Origin of the sequence: Alteromonas sp. MTD1 (assembly GCF_042848195.1) — a bacterium.
Lineage (GTDB): Bacteria > Pseudomonadota > Gammaproteobacteria > Enterobacterales > Alteromonadaceae > Alteromonas.
The window spans coordinates 524,251-540,426 of the sequence record NZ_BTGG01000001.1 but is presented as its reverse complement, the minus strand read 5'-3'; the positions used below and the strand labels follow the sequence as shown (position 1 = coordinate 540,426).

Sequence of the window (16,176 nt, the reverse complement as noted above, 5' to 3'; positions counted from 1 at the left end):
TAAATGGAAGATGAATTACGTCTATTTTTACTCCTTGGCGGCACCGTTTTTATCATTGGTGTACTGGCGCACGGGATTTGGAAGATTCGCAAAAATTCAAAACCAGAAGAGAAAACACGTTTAGAGCCTAGACAATGGGCCGAAGACGATGTTTTTGAAGAAAATGGTGCAGATATTGACCTAGATGAAGGCATTGAAGGCGCTGTTAGTGGCAGCAAACATCAAGAAGGCTTTGATGAGCTTGGACTTGGTGCTGTTCGAGTCGTGGGTAAGTCAAATACCCGCGAACAAGAACAAAGCGATTCTGACGATACTTTAGCATCACAGCCGCTCCACAGTGGTAGCGACATTAATAGCGACAACAGCAGTGCTGTTGATAAGTTTGATGAAACTGCATCTGCAAACACGCCTTCCAATAGAAATGAACCTATCGATAATGAAGAGGGTGTTGAGCCCAACTCGCCAACTTCAACTGTTGAACCTGAAGCGGCCCCAGAACCAAAGCTTTATGGTTCGGTAGTAAGCAATCCAAAACCTCATATGTCTCATGTGAAAGGGGCTTCACGTGGGCATACCGGCACAGGCAGCACAAATGCAGCACCGCCCAATAATGTTGCCGACTTCCCTGAGCCACCGGGCTTCTTATTAAAAGAAGGGGAAGAGTATGACAGTGAATCAAGTGCAAGTGAAGCACAAGAGGGCGGTAACACTGAGGCACCTGCAAATCAGCCGGTAACACCAGCTTACGAGCCTGTAACGCGCAAAGAGCCTAAGCTATACGTGGACCCGACGGATGAGGCAAACACTGAAACAGCCGACACCATGTCTGCGCAACAACGTGAAGTGGCAGATTTCAGTTTAGATGCGCCATCACAACCAGAGCGAGTGACAACGTCTTCTGAGCGCACACAGACAAAGCCTGATGAACAGCCTAAACGCTTTAGCCGAAATAAGTCTGCGAAAGCGCAAACAAGAAAGCGCGAAGAGCCGAATTTCGGTGATGATCAAATGCGCATTGATTTTGATGACAGCGATACAGAAGGCGCCTTTAGTGCCAACGACACAGATGAAAGTGCATCAGCTAATGCAAAAGCGCAGTCGAATATAGAACCAGAGGTGTTAGTACTTAACGTACGTGCACCAGAGGATGCGCCTATCGCCGGTGCGGCGTTATTACCTATGCTGCTGACGTTAGGTTTTAAATTTGGCGATCAGGATATTTTCCACCGCCATGTAAATTCAAACGGCAAAGGCCCGGTGTTATTTAGCCTTGCAAATATGTTCAAACCTGGCGTTTTCGACATAGATAACCTAGAAAACTTTGAGACACAGGGCGTATCGTTATTTATGATTTTGCCCATAGAGGGCGATCCGCATCAAGTATTTAACATGATGCATAATGCAGCCCGTAAGTTGGCCGACGAATTTGGCGCTCAAGTGCTTGATGGACGACGTAGTGTGCTTACCAAACAAGGTTTACAGCAGTACGTTGAAAAGATCCGTGAGTTTGAACGTAAGCGAATAATTGCCCGTAGTTAGTAAATAATAGTTGATAGCTTTACTAGGCTTAAACAAAACTTTAAAGGACTTGGTTTCAGCCAAGTCTTTTTCTTTCTAGCTTGTAATTATCATGACCTGATTTTTATAAGTATTGATTTAGTATTTTCTTTTAGATGGCGTAAAAAGTATCTCTATGTCTGAGACTCTCGAACAAGCACAGCAAGATGTTGCGACTCTTCGCAATAAGATAAATGAATACAACTACCAGTACTATGTATTAGACGATCCTTCAGTACCTGATGCCGTATACGATCGCGATATGCAGGCACTTATTGCTTTAGAGAAAGCGTATCCTTCACTGCAAAGTCCAAACTCGCCAAGCCAAAAAGTAGGTGGCGAAGCACTATCTGCATTCGAACAAGTAACGCACGATGTGCCTATGCTGTCACTAGACAATGCTTTTGACGATGAATCGTTACTGGCTTTTGAAAAGCGTATAAAAGACAGACTTAAATCTAATACACCTGCAGATGGTGTACTAGCATTTAGTTGTGAACCTAAACTAGACGGATTAGCAGTAAGTATTCTTTACGAGAACGGTGAGCTTGTTCGTGCTGCTACCCGAGGAGACGGTCAGGTAGGCGAGAACATCACAGCTAACGTTCGTACTATATCAAATGTGCCGCTAACGTTACGTGGAACTGATATTCCTGCGCGTGTAGAAGTGCGTGGTGAAGTGTTTATGCCTCGTGATGGCTTTGAAAAGTTGAATGCAACGCAGCGTGAAAAAGGCGGGAAGGTGTTTGCTAACCCGCGCAATGCGGCCGCAGGAAGCTTACGTCAATTAGACTCTAAAATAACAGCCAAGCGTCCACTGATGTTTTATGCGTATTCGTTAGGCGTAGTGCAGCCAGATACATTTACGCTGCCAAATAGCCACAGCGAACGGCTTTCACAGTTGGGTAAATGGGGGCTACCGCTTTGCCCTGAAATAGATACCGCCAGCGGCGGCAAAGGTTGTCTTGATTATTACAATCGCATACTTAATGTAAGAGACGCTTTGCCCTACGATATTGACGGTGTTGTATTCAAAGTAAACGCCATTGAATTACAAAATGCGCTGGGTTTTGTTGCACGAGCCCCGCGTTGGGCCATTGCGCAGAAATTCCCTGCTCAAGAAGAAGTTACAACGCTAATTGACGTAGAGTTTCAAGTAGGAAGAACCGGCGCTATCACTCCTGTTGCTCGTTTAGAGCCTGTATTTGTAGGTGGAGTTACAGTATCGAACGCTACGTTACACAATCAGGATGAAATCAGCCGCCTTGGCGTTAAAATTGGCGACACTGTGGTGATCCGCAGGGCTGGAGACGTAATTCCGCAAGTCGTATCTGTCGTTGAGGCAAATAGAACCGGTGACGAACGCGTTATCGCGTTTCCATCGCAATGCCCTGTATGCGACTCGCATGTTGAAAAACTTGAAGACGAAGCTGTCGCGCGCTGCACAGGTGGACTTATTTGTGCAGCACAGCGCAAACAAGCACTTAAACATTTTGCTTCACGTAAGGCGTTCGATATTGATGGCTTGGGTGACAAATTAGTCTACCAACTCGTAGATGCCGACTTAGTACACAGTCCAGCAGACTTCTTTACCTTGTCGCTGGGCAGTCTAATTGGCCTTGAGCGTATGGCAGAAAAGTCGGCCAGTAAATTGCTCGATTCATTGGAAGCGTCTAAAACAACCACGTTAGCTAAATTTTTGTATGCATTAGGTATACGAGAAGTCGGTGAGGCAACAGCGGCAAACCTAGCGTCGCATTTTGAGACATTAGACGCTATTAAAAGTGCTTCACTCGAATCGCTTGTTGAAGTGCCAGATGTTGGCGAGGTAGTTGCTGCACACATATTCAACTTTTTCAATGAAAGCCATAATCTAGACGTAATTGATGCGCTATTAAGAGAAGGCATTAACTGGCCTGCTATTGAAAAGCCTTCTAGTGATAATTTACCGCTTGAAGGTAAAACATGTGTAATTACAGGCACACTAAGCGAGATGGCGCGGTCTGATGCTAAAGCCCGTTTACAGTTACTTGGTGCTAAGGTAGCAGGGTCGGTAAGCAAAAACACTGATTTCTTGGTAGCAGGTGAAAAAGCAGGCTCTAAGCTGACTAAAGCGCAAGAATTAGAGGTTGAAGTGTGGGATGAAGCTGCTCTTCTGGCCTTTCTTTCAGAGCATGAGAAGTAGTTGTTAATAGAAGTTCTATTTCATTGCTTTAATTAAAAACGCCGCTTGTTGTTAACTTGCGGCGTTTTTTAAAACTTTCGATATGTTTACTGTTTAGCTTCTTCGCGCAGAACTCTTCTGCGCTCCCAGGCTTTTTTCACTTGCAAACGCCACAGCCAGTTAAGTGAAAAATAACCCGCAAGGCCAAAAAATACCGAGCAAATGCCACAGCCAACAAGAAATGCGGGGCCAATGGTATTTAGGCTTTCTACCACCCACTGCCAACTAAACTGAAATTCAAAATGCTGAGGAGTGGTCCCCAGTACAGTAGTTCCAACTTTGTAAGCACCGTAGAATATGGGCGGAATAGTAAACGGGTTTGTTATCCAAACGGTAGCAACCGATAAAGGAAGGTTTGCTCTGAACGGTATTGCAACACCTGCTGACAGCCACATCTGAAATGGCACTGGCCAGAATGCAAAAAACAACCCTATGCCAAACGCACCAGACGCAGAGCGACGGTTCAAGTGCCACAAATTAGGCTCGTGAAGCACTTTGCCGAATATCTTTAGGGCTTTATTTTGCTTGATGCTCTGGTGATCAGGCAAAAATCGTCGAATAAATTTCTTTGGCATAAATCTCGATGCGTCTCGAAAACAAATACTAATTACATATATTACTGCGTTCACATGACCGCTTGATGTTAACTATAAACGAACTAGGCCAGTTGCCTTTCATCCACAATTAACATGAACAGCAATGAATTCTATCGTCAAAGCCGAACTGCGAAATTCAATGATACCACAATTTGGCTTTACTGCTTTTGTCTAGCTACGTTAAGCAGTGCTTTTTGGCCGTCGCTACCAACAATAGAAACGCTTGGGTATTGCCTAGTGTTGTTGGTAACTGTAAACGCATTAGTATTATGTCATACAAAGTTAGGTGCTTTACTTGGTAACAATACTGCTTTTTACGGTGCAATATCCTGCATAACGTTCGGTATAATATTAGGCGTAATCTGGGCCGCGAGTGTAGGGCATTTACACTACGCTTGGCAACTGCCTAGGGATAAAATTCAACAAGATGTCATGATTGTAGGTAAGGTATTAAATGGCGGGTGTGCTGTCTCGTCAACCCTGCTGAATAATGCGCGTAGTTCTCAGAATCAACACAGAACACAGCGTTATACTGTTGAGCTTGTAACACTAGACAATAAATCTGCCGCATACTACACACCAATGCCTTCTCTCTTTTCACTATGGTATTCAATCAATCCTCCTAAACTGACGTTGAGCTATAAAAGCTCATGGCGTAAGCCGTCCAATTTGAATGAAAGCATGAGCGTACCCGATGCCGACGAATGCCTGCACAACGGTGATACTTTTCACGCAACGGTAAAGTTAAAACCCGCATATGGCACAGCTAACCCTATAGGGTTTAATAAACAGCAGCATCTAGTAAGTCAGGGCGTGGTCGCTACGGGGTACATAAAACACATTTACCTCACCAAAACTCTGCATCAACACAAGCAAAGATCAGCTTACAAACAAACGTTGGCCAGCTTACAACTTCAAAATCAAAAATGGTGGCAGGCCTTACTTTTTGGGGATAGAAGCGCGCTAAACGAGCAGGATTGGCAGTTACTTCAATTAACCGGTACGGGTCACTTGTTTAGCATTTCGGGCATGCACCTTTCAATTGTGGCAAGTACGGTACTTATTGCATCTAGTGGGTTAGTCGTCTTACTAGCATTTTTAAGCAAGTTCAGCCGTTTTGTTTTTGGTATACACAGCAAAACAACACTAACTCGGTCGCTACATTTAACACCACTGCGTGTATGCGTGTTTCTGTTTGTACTGTTGTTGTGTTGGTTTTACGCCTCACTCAGCGGGTTAGCATTGCCTGTTGTTCGTGCATATATATTGTTAGTTATTGCGTGCTTTATTGTTTGCATGCATTTTGTGATGAGACCATTACACATTATTGCCCTAATGTGCGTGGGGTGTTTGTTGGTTTTTCCATTGTCACATTTGACGGCCAGCTTTTATTTAAGTGTAGGGGCTGTTGTTGTAATCACGCTTATTTCATTGCGTTTTAAGCTACATCAAAAGCCGTGGTACGTTGCGTTGTTTCAACTTCAGGTTTGTATCAGTGTAGCCATTATTCCTCTTGCGCTAGTGTGGTTTGGAAGCGCTAGTATGCTTGGGTTAGTGGCTAACCTTTTGGCACTGCCGCTTATTACTGTCCTACTACCTGTTTCACTGCTGCTGTTATTTTCACTGCACTTTTCTCACTTATATTGGCCACAACCGCCTACTTCACAACAAGTGTTACATCAAGTTGCACCGAATAACAAACTAGATGGGTTTGTTGGGGGGTTGAAGCAGGCTTTCGAACAGGTAGACACAGTACTTACTTGGTTCTTTGACTTTCTTCACGCTCTGGCGGCCTTTGATTTATTTGGACTTTCAGATGCAACTAGCAGCTCAGTACACAACTCAATAGACATGCCGCTGTCGGCCCCGGCAGCCATAAGTAGCTTAGCGGCGTTGTGTTTATTATTTTTCCCTTATTTTCGTGGTAAATATTTTTTTAGTGCTGTATTGATTGCGCCCTTTATTTTGGCCTTTTTGCCAAATAGCAAAAACGTATGGCAAGTTCACGTGTTTGATGCGGGTCAAGCCAGTGCTATCGCTGTCACTCAAGGTACGTCCGCTGTTATCATTGACTCGGGGTTAAGCGTAAATGGTCACGCAACAACGGCTAAGCGGGTAATGATCCCGTTTTTACGCGGTCTTCACATAGAGCGCATTGCCCACGTTATTCATACTCACGGTGACAACGATCATGCCGGTGGCGCTTCAACCATAATTAATTCACCTTTGGCGAGCGGGAGCATTAACTACACGCCGCTAAATGGTTGTGAGCATGGTAAAACCGTAGAATGGGAACAACTACGTATTCTCTTTTTATGGCCTAAAGCGGGAAACCAAGAAGACTCTAATGCCCAATCGTGTGTTGTGAAAATAACTGACGGAGAGCAAAGTGTTCTTATTCCTGGAGATATTGAGCGCTCTAGTGAATACGCATTACTTACACTGCTAAATCAAAGCAACGAATATAATTTATACAAACACGATTTAGAAGCAGACCTTCTTATTGCGCCACATCACGGAAGCAAAACCTCTTCAACTAATGCTTTTATTCGCGCAGTAAACCCAAAGGCAGTAGTGTTTACGCAAGGCTATTTAAACCGCTGGAAATTTCCAGCAAAAGAAGTACAAGAGCGGTACCGTAATAACCGTGTTTTGCAGCTTAACACCAGTTATCACGGCTATATTAAAGCCACGTTTCTTTTTAATAATCATTCCGACGTTATTAATGTAGAACAAGATTCATTCAGGCTTGAAAGTTATCGAAAAGATCTGCACAAACGCTGGTTTATTCCTGCGCGTTAATAAAAAGGTCTTTATAAATAAGCATTAGCCCTTACTTAGCTAGAAAGGCGGTGTGTATTTGTTTGTGTAAGATGTTGATAGATTGACCAGTTTTATGGGTATATTAGTGATATTCCACAAGAACGAGTACAATAAAGCAATTGCGTAGCATCTTAGCTTTCGAAAAGATGGTGTCGCAAAGTCGTCGTATCACAAAACGCTTCGCGCTGAATACGTGGTTAAACACAGTTCATTTACAAGGTTCATACGTTCGCTGTGTAGCTAACTAGCGAAATGAAAAAAACAAAGGTTCATAAAATCCATGCAGCAAGCCGACAACTCGGATATTCAATTAAAACGCTTTTTAGCTTATTTGAAAGCGTACAAGATGCCATTTGTTATCGCTATTATTGGCATGATTGGTTATTCGGCAGTGGATACTTTTGTATTTGCACAGTTGCAGCCCATGATAGATGAATCTTTGGGTAAAAATGATCACGACTATTTACGTTTAGCGGCTTACGCTATCGTTCCACTCTTTTTGTTACGTGGTATTTTCAACTTTTTAGGTAGCTACACGTTAAGCTGGATTGGCGCACAGGTTGTAATGCGTATGCGTCAGCAGCTCTTCGAGAAATATATTCACTTACCCGTTTCATTTCACGATAACCACTCGGTAGGCGGGCTAATTAGTAAAGTGACATACGACACCGAACAGGTTGCCAATGCCTCTGGTAAAGCGCTGTTGACCTTGGTAAGAGAAGGGGCGCTGGTTATCGGTTTGTTGTGCGTAATGTTTTATTACTCGTGGCAGCTTTCACTCATATTCTTACTTATTGGCCCTCTTGTAGCTGTTATTGTGTCGTTTGTTAGCAAGCGATTTAGAGTGGTAAGTAAGAACATTCAGCAATCGATGGGTAACTTAACATCGTCGGTCGAACAGGCTGTGAAGGGCCACAAAGTGGTCATTATGTTTGGCGGTCAAGAAATTGAGCAGTCGCGTTTTAAAGACAAAAACAATCATAACCGCCAGCAAACCATGAAACTGTCGGTTACTCAAATTCTTAGCGTATCTTCTATTCAGGTTATTGCATCGATTGCGTTGGCGGTAGTGTTGTTCATTGCAAGCACGCCGGGCATGTTAGAGCAGCTTACCGCAGGTGTATTTATCAACGTGGTTTTTTGTATGGTGATGTTACTTAAGCCGCTTAAACAGCTAACCACTATCAACAATCAATTTCAAAAAGGTATGGCAGCGTGTGCCAGTATTTTTGAAATCCTAGACAAACAAGATGAAGAAGACGAAGGTGGCAAGCAGCTTGGCCGTGTGCAGGGTAAAATTGAATTTGATGATGTTACGTTTACTTACCCTAGTAAAAATACCCCTGCGCTTACCAATGTCAGTTTTGTTGCTAAGCCCGGTCAGTCTATTGCCCTTGTTGGCCGCTCTGGGAGCGGAAAATCAACAATCTCATCGTTACTAACCCGTTTCTACATGCCGCAACAAGGTGAAATTCGCCTTGATGATTCACCACTAAACAGTATTGATTTAAAGTCTTTGCGTGCTCAGTTTGCCGTGGTTTCGCAGAACGTCACCCTGTTTAACGACAGTATTGCAAATAACATCGCTTATGGTGCTAAGCAAAATGTGTCGCGTAAGGAAATTGAAAACGCAGCGAAAATGGCACACGTCGAAGAGTTTTTATCAAATCTTCCTGAAGGCCTAGACACCGTAATAGGCGAAAATGGCCTAATGCTTTCAGGCGGTCAAAGGCAGCGTATAGCAATAGCACGCGCGATATTAGCGCAAGCGCCCATACTTATTCTAGATGAAGCAACTTCTGCTTTAGATACAGAGTCGGAAAAGCTTATTCAAGACGCCCTTGAAACATTGCAGAAACGCTGCACGAGTATTGTGGTTGCGCACAGGCTGTCTACGATTGAAAACGCAGACTGCATAATGGTGGTAGAACAGGGCCGTATTATAGAACAGGGTAAGCACCACGAGTTGCTTGAGAAAGGTGGTCACTATGCCCAACTTCACGCTTTGCAATTTGGTGAGGCTAAGTGAGTAATTCCTCAAAGCCAATGACTGGGGCAACATCAAATCATGATAAATGGTATTTCGGCCACCCTGCAGTGTGGCTGCTTGCCCCTTTTTCTTTGCTTTTTTTCTTTATTACAGCGCTGCGCCGTGTGCTGTATAAAGTTGGAGTTAAGCGCGCTTACAAACCCAATGCTCCGGTTATCGTTGTAGGCAATATTAGCGTAGGCGGTAATGGGAAAACGCCGGTGGTGCTCGCGTTAGCTGAGTACTATTCTAGCATTGGGCTAAAAGTTGGCATTTTAAGCCGAGGTTATGGCGGCAAGTCAGATTTTTATCCAAGGTTGGTTACACACACCGACAAGGCCAGTGAAGTAGGTGACGAGCCACGACTTTTGGCGGGACGAAGCGGTTGTGATGTAGTGATAGACCCAAAGCGTGCTCGTGGTGCTAAGTACTTAGCTGATGAATTGCATTGCGATGTTATTATTTGCGACGATGGGCTTCAGCATTACGCCCTACACAGAGACGTTGAATTAGTTGTAATGGATGACAGGAAAGTGGGAAGCGGCTATTTGCTTCCAATGGGGCCACTACGAGAAGGGCAGTGGCGTCTTGGTCTTGTTGATGCACTTATTCATAACGCACGCAATATGCCTACCTTTGACAATGCGGTGGCACCGCAATTTTTAATGACACTGGTTGCTAATAAGTTTGTCAATGTGGTGGACCCAACAATTACTCACGACGCCAGCGAGTTTGCCTATAGCTCTTGTAGCGCTATTGCTGGAATAGGCTCTCCAGCACGTTTTTTCCAGCAACTAAAGCACATGGGTTTGAACCTTACTAATACTTTCCCAATGCCAGACCATCATGCTTATGATGCTTCTGACATACCACGCGGAACTGTGTTAATGACTGAAAAAGACGCGGTTAAAGTGAAAGACTTTGCCCATGAAGACTGTTGGTATTTGCCGGTAGAAGCGCATTTGGCGGCAGACTTTTATACTTTAATAAATACAAAGCTTGCACAGGCTGGGCTTGCACAAGTGAAAAATAGATAGGAAGTAAAATAAATGGCTTTTGATAAAAAACTATTAGATGTTTTAGCGTGCCCAGTGTGTAAAGGCAAATTAGTGTTAAGTGAGGACAAGTCTCAACTGATCTGCCGATTCGATCGCCTTGCTTACGACATTAAAGACGGTATTCCGGTATTAATTGAAAGTAAGGCTACCGCTTTGTCTGTTGAAGAAGTAGACGCTACACGTTAGGAATTATTATGTCATTTACTGTTGTTATTCCAGCGCGCTATGGCTCAAGTCGGTTTCCAGGTAAGCCATTAGCGTTAATTGACGGAAAGCCAATGATTCAACATGTCGTTGAGCGTGCTAAAGAAGCTGGCGCTGACACTATTATTGTTGCTACCGATGACGATAGGATTAAAAACGTAGTAGAGGGGTTTGCCAAAGTATGCATGACGTCACCATTGCATCAGTCTGGAACGGAACGCATTGCTGAAGTAATACAAACAGAGAAGATTGCCGCCGATACCATTGTTGTAAACGTACAGGGTGATGAACCTTTTATTCCCGCCGCTAATATAATGCAGGTGGCCGAAAATCTTGCTGCTGCACCACAGTGTCAAATGGCTACCCTTTCAACGCCAATAAACGATGTAGATGATGTCTTTAATCCCAATGTAGTAAAGGTGTTGGTGAATACACACGGCGAATCAATTTATTTTTCTCGTTCGCCTATTCCATTTGAGCGAGATCGCATGATGGCCGACGCGTCATCTGCTGATACAGCGCTTTATAAGCGACATATCGGTATTTACGCTTATCGCGCAGCTTATGTGTCGTGCTATGTATCTTACGAAGCGTCTGCGCTAGAGCAGATTGAGTCGCTGGAACAGCTTCGCGCTATTTGGTATGGCGATAAAATTCATTGTGCCGTGGCAGTGGCTCCACCGCCCATAGGCATTGATACACCAGAAGATCTTGAGCGTCTTACGGCGACTATAAAAGCATAGCCCATTGCCTTTAATGCACGGTTAAGCTTATTTTTCAATAATTACGCATATACAAGGAACGGACTATGAACGTTGTTATAACAGGTGGTAATCGCGGCATTGGTTTAGCCCTCGCAAAACAATATAAAGCGCAGGGCGCAAACGTCTATGCAACATGCCGTAATAGTTGTGATGAGCTAAATAGCTCTGGTGTGAATATAGTAAGTGGTGTTGATGTATCAGACGCCAACTCTCTGGCCGAAAAATTAGCACCGCTGCGTGAGATAAACATCGATATATTGATTAACAATGCTGGTGTCTTGGGGCGTGAAAGTATCGACGATTGGGATCCAAACACCATTGACTACCAATTTCGAGTAAACGCGTTGGGGCCGCTATTGGTAACGCAAACTCTGTTACCCGCTATGGCAGAAAACAGTAAAGTTGCATTAATTACAAGCCGTATGGGGTCAATGGCCGACAATGGTTCAGGCGGTTATTACGGTTATAGAATGTCGAAGGCAGCCTTAAATGCCGCAGGCGTTTCTATGGCTAATGACTTAAAACCGAAAGGCATTGCAGTAGGTATTTTCCACCCAGGCTTTGTTCAAACTGAAATGGTAAACGGCGCTGGTGACATTGATGCCGACACCTGTGCGTCTCGTCTAGTAGAGCGAATTGGTGAACTTAACGTCGAAAATGCAGGGCGATTCATCCATTCAAACGGTGAAATATTACCTTGGTAGGCTTCGGCTTGTAACGAATGCAGCTCGCAGAATGAAGCGTTGTGAGTTAGGTCCTATCGATAAATAGTTAGTTGATAGAAACTCTTTTGAAATAACGCTCTAGAAATAACGCATAGAACGTGTTGTTAGTATCTTAGTTGGCGTAGACATGTGAAAAACAAAAAAGGCCTAGGGAAGATAACACTTAGGCCCTTTTTTATCAGAAAGAGAGTAGCTTACGCGTTGTCGCTGTCTACTTCTTCATCTTGCTCTTCAGACAAAACTGCCCAAACGTCGTGTTCATTAGCGTGAATAACTTCAGCCCATACACGGTCGCCAGGTTTTACGTCGTATACACCATTTAGGTGAACAACGCCGTCAACTTCTGGCGCGTCCGCGTAGGCTCGGCCTACAGCCCCTTCAGCGTCCACACTATCAATAACTACTTGATATTCATTGCCGATACGGGCTTTTAATCGTGCGGCGCTGATTTCGCCTTGCACTTCCATAAAGCGTGCTAGTCTCGCTTGCTTTATCTCTTCTGGAACGGGATCTGGCAGATCGTTTGCTCTAGCACCTTCAACAGGTGAGTAAGCAAATGCACCGACGCGGTCAAGCTGGGCTTCGCGAAGAAAATCAAGAAGCTCTTCAAACTCTTCTTCGGTTTCGCCTGGGAAACCAACGATAAACGTAGAGCGAATAACCAAAGAAGGGCACTGTTCGCGCCAATTTTTAACACGTTCAAGCGTTCGCTCAGCGCTTCCAGGACGCTTCATCAGTCTAAGAATGCGTTTGTTAGCGTGTTGGAATGGAATATCTAGGTAAGGGAGTATTTTACCTTCGTTCATTAATGGAATAAGGTCATCCACATGTGGGTATGGGTAAACGTAATGAAGGCGAACCCAAATTCCCATTTCACCCAGTTTTTCACACAATTGCTGCATGTGTGTTTTTACCGGCACACCATTCCAGAAACCAGTGCGGTGTTTTACATCTACGCCATAAGCGCTGGTATCTTGAGAAATAACAAGTAGCTCTTTCACGCCCGCTTCTTTTAAGCGTTTTGCTTCATCAAGCACATTGCCTACTGGTCGGCTAACCAAGTCGCCACGCATTGAAGGAATAATACAGAAAGTACAACGATGGTTGCAGCCTTCGGAAATTTTAAGGTAGGCGTAGTGACGCGGCGTTAATTTAACACCGTGATCAGGAATAAGGTCTTCAAACGGATTGTGTTGGGGTTTTGGCAAGTGTTCATGCACTTGTTCAACTACTGTTTCATAGGCATGAGGGCCAGTAATAGCAAGCACGTTAGGATGTAGCTCGCGTATCTCGTCTTCTTTCACACCCAAGCAACCGGTAACAATTACCTTGCCGTTTTCTTTTAGTGCTTCGCCAATGGTATCTAGCGACTCTTCAACCGCTGCGTCAATAAAGCCACAGGTATTTACAATAACTAAGTCGGCATCGTTGTAAGTTGGAACAACGTCATAACCTTCAGTGCGCAGCTGTGTAAGTATGCGTTCTGAATCAACGAGGTTTTTTGGACAGCCGAGGCTCACAAACCCAATGCGGCTACCGTTGCTTGCTGCGTTAGATTTGTTATCGCTTAATACCTTAACAGGCGTTTCAAGCGTTGTGGTTTTGTTGACCATGTTTTTTGGATTGTAGGTCTCTACTGTCATCTAAAAATTACCCGACAAATGACTGTGTTTAAAATGGGCGCGGATTATACAGTAAAAGCAAAAATAACTCAGTAACAAACATGCTTTTTATTGGTCAGTTTTTTAATTTACAGTACCCATCTGCCCAGAATCGACCAATCAAACTTGTATAATTAATAGTTTTTAATGTTTGGTTAAAATAACTGAACGTTTGTCTTCTTCACCCTCTATGTCAGAAAGTACTTGGAAGCGCGATGAAAACGCTATCGCAGTTTATGCCTAGCACTAACTCATCAGCTATTTGAAGAGCTGCAAGTTAACATCACAAAATAGGATTAAAGGGTTTTAATTTAAGCGTTGCACCCCATAGTAAGCTAATCAGGAAAATATTAGTCATTGGCACAGCACGACTCATACGAGGCGTATCCAGTGATACTTGGTGCAACAATGCTTAAACTCCCATTACAATTTTACGATGAGTCGGGCCGTATTTTACCGCCTAAATGGCTGTATGCGTTGTGCATGTTGCTGTGCATTGACTGGATAGCTTTCATATTTTCTTTGGCTTCTCGCGCTCAAACCAATGAGCTGCTGAGCTTTTTCTATCCAAATAAAGCGAGCTTGGGCATTGCGCTTATTGCAAGCCTACCAATTCTAACGGGTCTATTATTGGTTAGTCAGCGGGACCGTTTATGGAAAAAAGGGTACATAAGGTGGTGTACCGCTATCAAACCAACTATTTTATTCGGCTCTTTTTTACTATTCGCAGTTCAATTGACGTACTTACTGGATCACGAATGGCGTTTCGAGTTCGTTGTAGCGCTTAGAATGGCGTTTTGTCTTTTTGCATTGTACGCATTTTGGAAAAGTCGTCATTTGCATTGGATGATTGAAGACTGGTTGATTGTTGGAAAAGAAGATAACGAAAAACAAGTCAATAACGTATAGTTGCTGGTGCTTTTCAGTATGCAACTGTGAGAGAAAAAGTTTCGGATCTGGGCGGCATGTGGGAATTGCCGCCCAATGATAGTCTTAGTGCTTGTGGTTCGACAATGCCTGCTGGTAATAAGCGTTTACGCTAATTTGGCTATCGTTTACCAAGCGTTCGTAACAAATTCCAGCAAATGCGTAAGTGTTATCACTCACTTTCAGAAACACAGTAGGCGCATTAGGATTTGTTTGGTCATATACCCATTCTCCACCGAGTTGTGTTTTAACTATTTCTCCCACGTACGCACCGAAGATATTACAAATCGTAAATACGGCTTGGTCTTCCAATGCCTGATCATGGTATTTATCGATAAAACTCAAAAGAATATCATCCACCAAGGCTACGCTTTCTGGCGTGTTGTTAAGCACGATATCAAATTCTTGCTGTGCGGCTACCACTGCGTCTTTTGCACAATCTTGCATCAGTGTATTTAGTTCTTCGGGTGACATGGTGTTCTCCTGTACGCCAGACATTATTTTAGTGCTTGTTACATTAATTAGTCTTTATTCGTTAAACAAGCAACGTATTGAGTTATCGTTATTTTTCATCAATGCGTTTTCCGCTATTGTGCTTAGGTTATCGGCGAAAGTCTATTTTTGTGCAGTTAATCTATTAATCACGCTAGCTGCTGCAAACATTCCAAACGTTGCTGTTACTGTTACTACCGCGCCAAACCCTCCTGCGCAATCTAGACGCGTACCGCCTTCCATAGCCGATTTATTATGGCAAACCGAGCCATCTGGCTGTGGGTAGCGCAACTGTTCTGTGGAATAGATACACTCAACGCCAAAACGTCGTTTCGGGTTTTTACTAAAGTTATAATTACGACGAAGCTCACCGCGTAATTTGGCCGCGAGAGGATCTTGCGTTGTTTTCGATAAATCGCCTTTGGTAACTTGAGTTGGATCTATTTGTCCTCCAGCGCCTCCCACTGTAACGATAGGTATTTTTGCGCGTTTGCAGTGCGCAATCATAGCGGCTTTTGCACGAATGCTATCTGTAGCATCCACCACTGCATCCATCTCTTTGGTAAGTAAAGTTGCGGTATTTTCTGGTGTAACAAAATCCTCAATGCATACAACTTGGCAATTGGGGTTGATTAGCGCTATCCGCGCAGAAATTGCGTCAACCTTCGCTTCACCAATGGTGTTGGATAGTGCGTGAATTTGCCTGTTTGTGTTAGTAACACAAACGTCATCTAAATCTATAAGCGTGATTTTGCCAATGCCTGAACGGGCAAATGCTTCGGCAGTCCAACTACCAACACCGCCAATACCAACTACCGCAACGTGGCTAGCAGCTAATTTTTTGGTTTGTTCAGCACCGTACAAACGCACAATGCCACCTAATCGTTGATCGTCAGACATCTTTATCACTTTCTTCATTTAATAATCAGTTAATGCTTCAGCATGATGCGAATGGAATGCACTGTTTCTTCAAGGTACACCCTTGCAAGTTCTTAGCTGTAGCGCTTGGCGCGCATGATCGCAGAAAGCATTAAAATTGCAAATATGAAATTTACTGTTGTTTACACAACGTGTGATTTTTTCGAATAGTAAATCCGTTTTATACCGACATACGTT

13 protein-coding genes are annotated in these 16,176 nt (G+C 43.8%); 9 read left to right on the top strand and 4 right to left on the bottom strand.

Annotated features, from left to right (window positions below):
* Positions 1-3: 3 nt before the first annotated feature.
* Positions 4-1,539: a cell division protein ZipA gene (gene zipA / locus ACGHAV_RS02285; RefSeq protein ID WP_390375842.1), complete on the top strand. Its 1,536-nt coding sequence runs from the start codon at positions 4-6 to the stop codon at positions 1,537-1,539.
* A gap of 154 nt (positions 1,540-1,693) precedes the next feature.
* Entirely contained in the window at positions 1,694-3,742 is a 2,049-nt protein-coding gene (gene ligA, locus ACGHAV_RS02280; RefSeq protein ID WP_390375839.1) for an NAD-dependent DNA ligase LigA, read from the top strand.
* Positions 3,743-3,828: 86 nt separating this feature from the next.
* On the opposite strand, the gene ACGHAV_RS02275 is transcribed toward ligA, so the two are convergent.
* Positions 3,829-4,356, bottom strand: coding sequence for a DUF2062 domain-containing protein (locus ACGHAV_RS02275; protein WP_390375836.1), 528 nt, complete (start codon positions 4,354-4,356; stop codon positions 3,829-3,831).
* Between the two features lie 114 nt (positions 4,357-4,470).
* Here ACGHAV_RS02275 and ACGHAV_RS02270 point away from each other — a divergent pair, with 114 nt between their 5' ends.
* The 6 genes from ACGHAV_RS02270 (at position 4,471) to ACGHAV_RS02245 (ending at position 11,959) form a co-directional block, all read left to right on the top strand.
* Positions 4,471-7,179, top strand: a complete 2,709-nt coding sequence (locus tag ACGHAV_RS02270; protein WP_390375833.1) for a DNA internalization-related competence protein ComEC/Rec2 — start codon at positions 4,471-4,473, stop codon at positions 7,177-7,179.
* A gap of 301 nt (positions 7,180-7,480) precedes the next feature.
* Positions 7,481-9,229 carry a lipid A export permease/ATP-binding protein MsbA gene (gene msbA / locus ACGHAV_RS02265; RefSeq protein ID WP_390375830.1) on the top strand — a complete coding sequence of 583 codons (1,749 nt, stop codon included), beginning with the start codon at positions 7,481-7,483 and terminating at the stop codon, positions 9,227-9,229.
* 17 nt (positions 9,230-9,246) lie between these two features.
* Complete coding sequence (gene lpxK, locus ACGHAV_RS02260) at positions 9,247-10,266, top strand: tetraacyldisaccharide 4'-kinase (RefSeq protein ID WP_390376056.1); 1,020 nt, start codon at positions 9,247-9,249, stop codon at positions 10,264-10,266.
* Positions 10,267-10,278: 12 nt separating this feature from the next.
* A complete protein-coding gene (locus ACGHAV_RS02255) occupies positions 10,279-10,473 on the top strand; it encodes a Trm112 family protein (protein ID WP_334014280.1) in 195 nt (64 codons plus the stop codon).
* Positions 10,474-10,481: 8 nt separating this feature from the next.
* Positions 10,482-11,234, top strand: a complete 753-nt coding sequence (kdsB, locus tag ACGHAV_RS02250; protein ID WP_390375826.1) for a 3-deoxy-manno-octulosonate cytidylyltransferase — start codon at positions 10,482-10,484, stop codon at positions 11,232-11,234.
* A gap of 65 nt (positions 11,235-11,299) precedes the next feature.
* Positions 11,300-11,959 (top strand): SDR family oxidoreductase, encoded by a 660-nt coding sequence (locus tag ACGHAV_RS02245; RefSeq protein WP_390375823.1) that lies wholly within the window; start codon positions 11,300-11,302, stop codon positions 11,957-11,959.
* A gap of 215 nt (positions 11,960-12,174) precedes the next feature.
* Here ACGHAV_RS02245 and rimO read toward each other — a convergent pair whose 3' ends face one another.
* Positions 12,175-13,623, bottom strand: a complete 1,449-nt coding sequence (gene rimO, locus ACGHAV_RS02240) for a 30S ribosomal protein S12 methylthiotransferase RimO (protein ID WP_390375820.1) — start codon at positions 13,621-13,623, stop codon at positions 12,175-12,177.
* Positions 13,624-13,998: 375 nt separating this feature from the next.
* On the opposite strand from rimO, the gene ACGHAV_RS02235 reads away from it, so the two are divergent.
* A complete protein-coding gene (locus ACGHAV_RS02235) occupies positions 13,999-14,550 on the top strand; it encodes a DUF2919 family protein (protein ID WP_390375817.1) in 552 nt (183 codons plus the stop codon).
* A gap of 84 nt (positions 14,551-14,634) precedes the next feature.
* Here ACGHAV_RS02235 and ACGHAV_RS02230 read toward each other — a convergent pair whose 3' ends face one another.
* Together ACGHAV_RS02230 and tcdA are read right to left on the bottom strand one after the other, a co-directional pair.
* Positions 14,635-15,042 (bottom strand): hypothetical protein, encoded by a 408-nt coding sequence (locus ACGHAV_RS02230; RefSeq protein WP_390375814.1) that lies wholly within the window; start codon positions 15,040-15,042, stop codon positions 14,635-14,637.
* 141 nt (positions 15,043-15,183) lie between these two features.
* A complete protein-coding gene (tcdA, locus tag ACGHAV_RS02225) occupies positions 15,184-15,978 on the bottom strand; it encodes a tRNA cyclic N6-threonylcarbamoyladenosine(37) synthase TcdA (RefSeq protein ID WP_390375811.1) in 795 nt (264 codons plus the stop codon).
* Between the last annotated feature and the right edge of the window lie 198 nt (positions 15,979-16,176).

Coding starts and splice junctions, on each gene's coding strand:
- zipA (WP_390375842.1), top strand. CDS start 4: ATGGAAGATGAATTACGTCTATTTTTACTCCTTGGCGGCACCGTTTTT.
- ligA (WP_390375839.1), top strand. CDS start 1,694: ATGTCTGAGACTCTCGAACAAGCACAGCAAGATGTTGCGACTCTTCGC.
- ACGHAV_RS02275 (WP_390375836.1), bottom strand. CDS start 4,356: ATGCCAAAGAAATTTATTCGACGATTTTTGCCTGATCACCAGAGCATC.
- ACGHAV_RS02270 (WP_390375833.1), top strand. CDS start 4,471: ATGAACAGCAATGAATTCTATCGTCAAAGCCGAACTGCGAAATTCAAT.
- msbA (WP_390375830.1), top strand. CDS start 7,481: ATGCAGCAAGCCGACAACTCGGATATTCAATTAAAACGCTTTTTAGCT.
- lpxK (WP_390376056.1), top strand. CDS start 9,247: ATGACTGGGGCAACATCAAATCATGATAAATGGTATTTCGGCCACCCT.
- ACGHAV_RS02255 (WP_334014280.1), top strand. CDS start 10,279: ATGGCTTTTGATAAAAAACTATTAGATGTTTTAGCGTGCCCAGTGTGT.
- kdsB (WP_390375826.1), top strand. CDS start 10,482: ATGTCATTTACTGTTGTTATTCCAGCGCGCTATGGCTCAAGTCGGTTT.
- ACGHAV_RS02245 (WP_390375823.1), top strand. CDS start 11,300: ATGAACGTTGTTATAACAGGTGGTAATCGCGGCATTGGTTTAGCCCTC.
- rimO (WP_390375820.1), bottom strand. CDS start 13,623: ATGACAGTAGAGACCTACAATCCAAAAAACATGGTCAACAAAACCACA.
- ACGHAV_RS02230 (WP_390375814.1), bottom strand. CDS start 15,042: ATGTCACCCGAAGAACTAAATACACTGATGCAAGATTGTGCAAAAGAC.
- tcdA (WP_390375811.1), bottom strand. CDS start 15,978: ATGAAGAAAGTGATAAAGATGTCTGACGATCAACGATTAGGTGGCATT.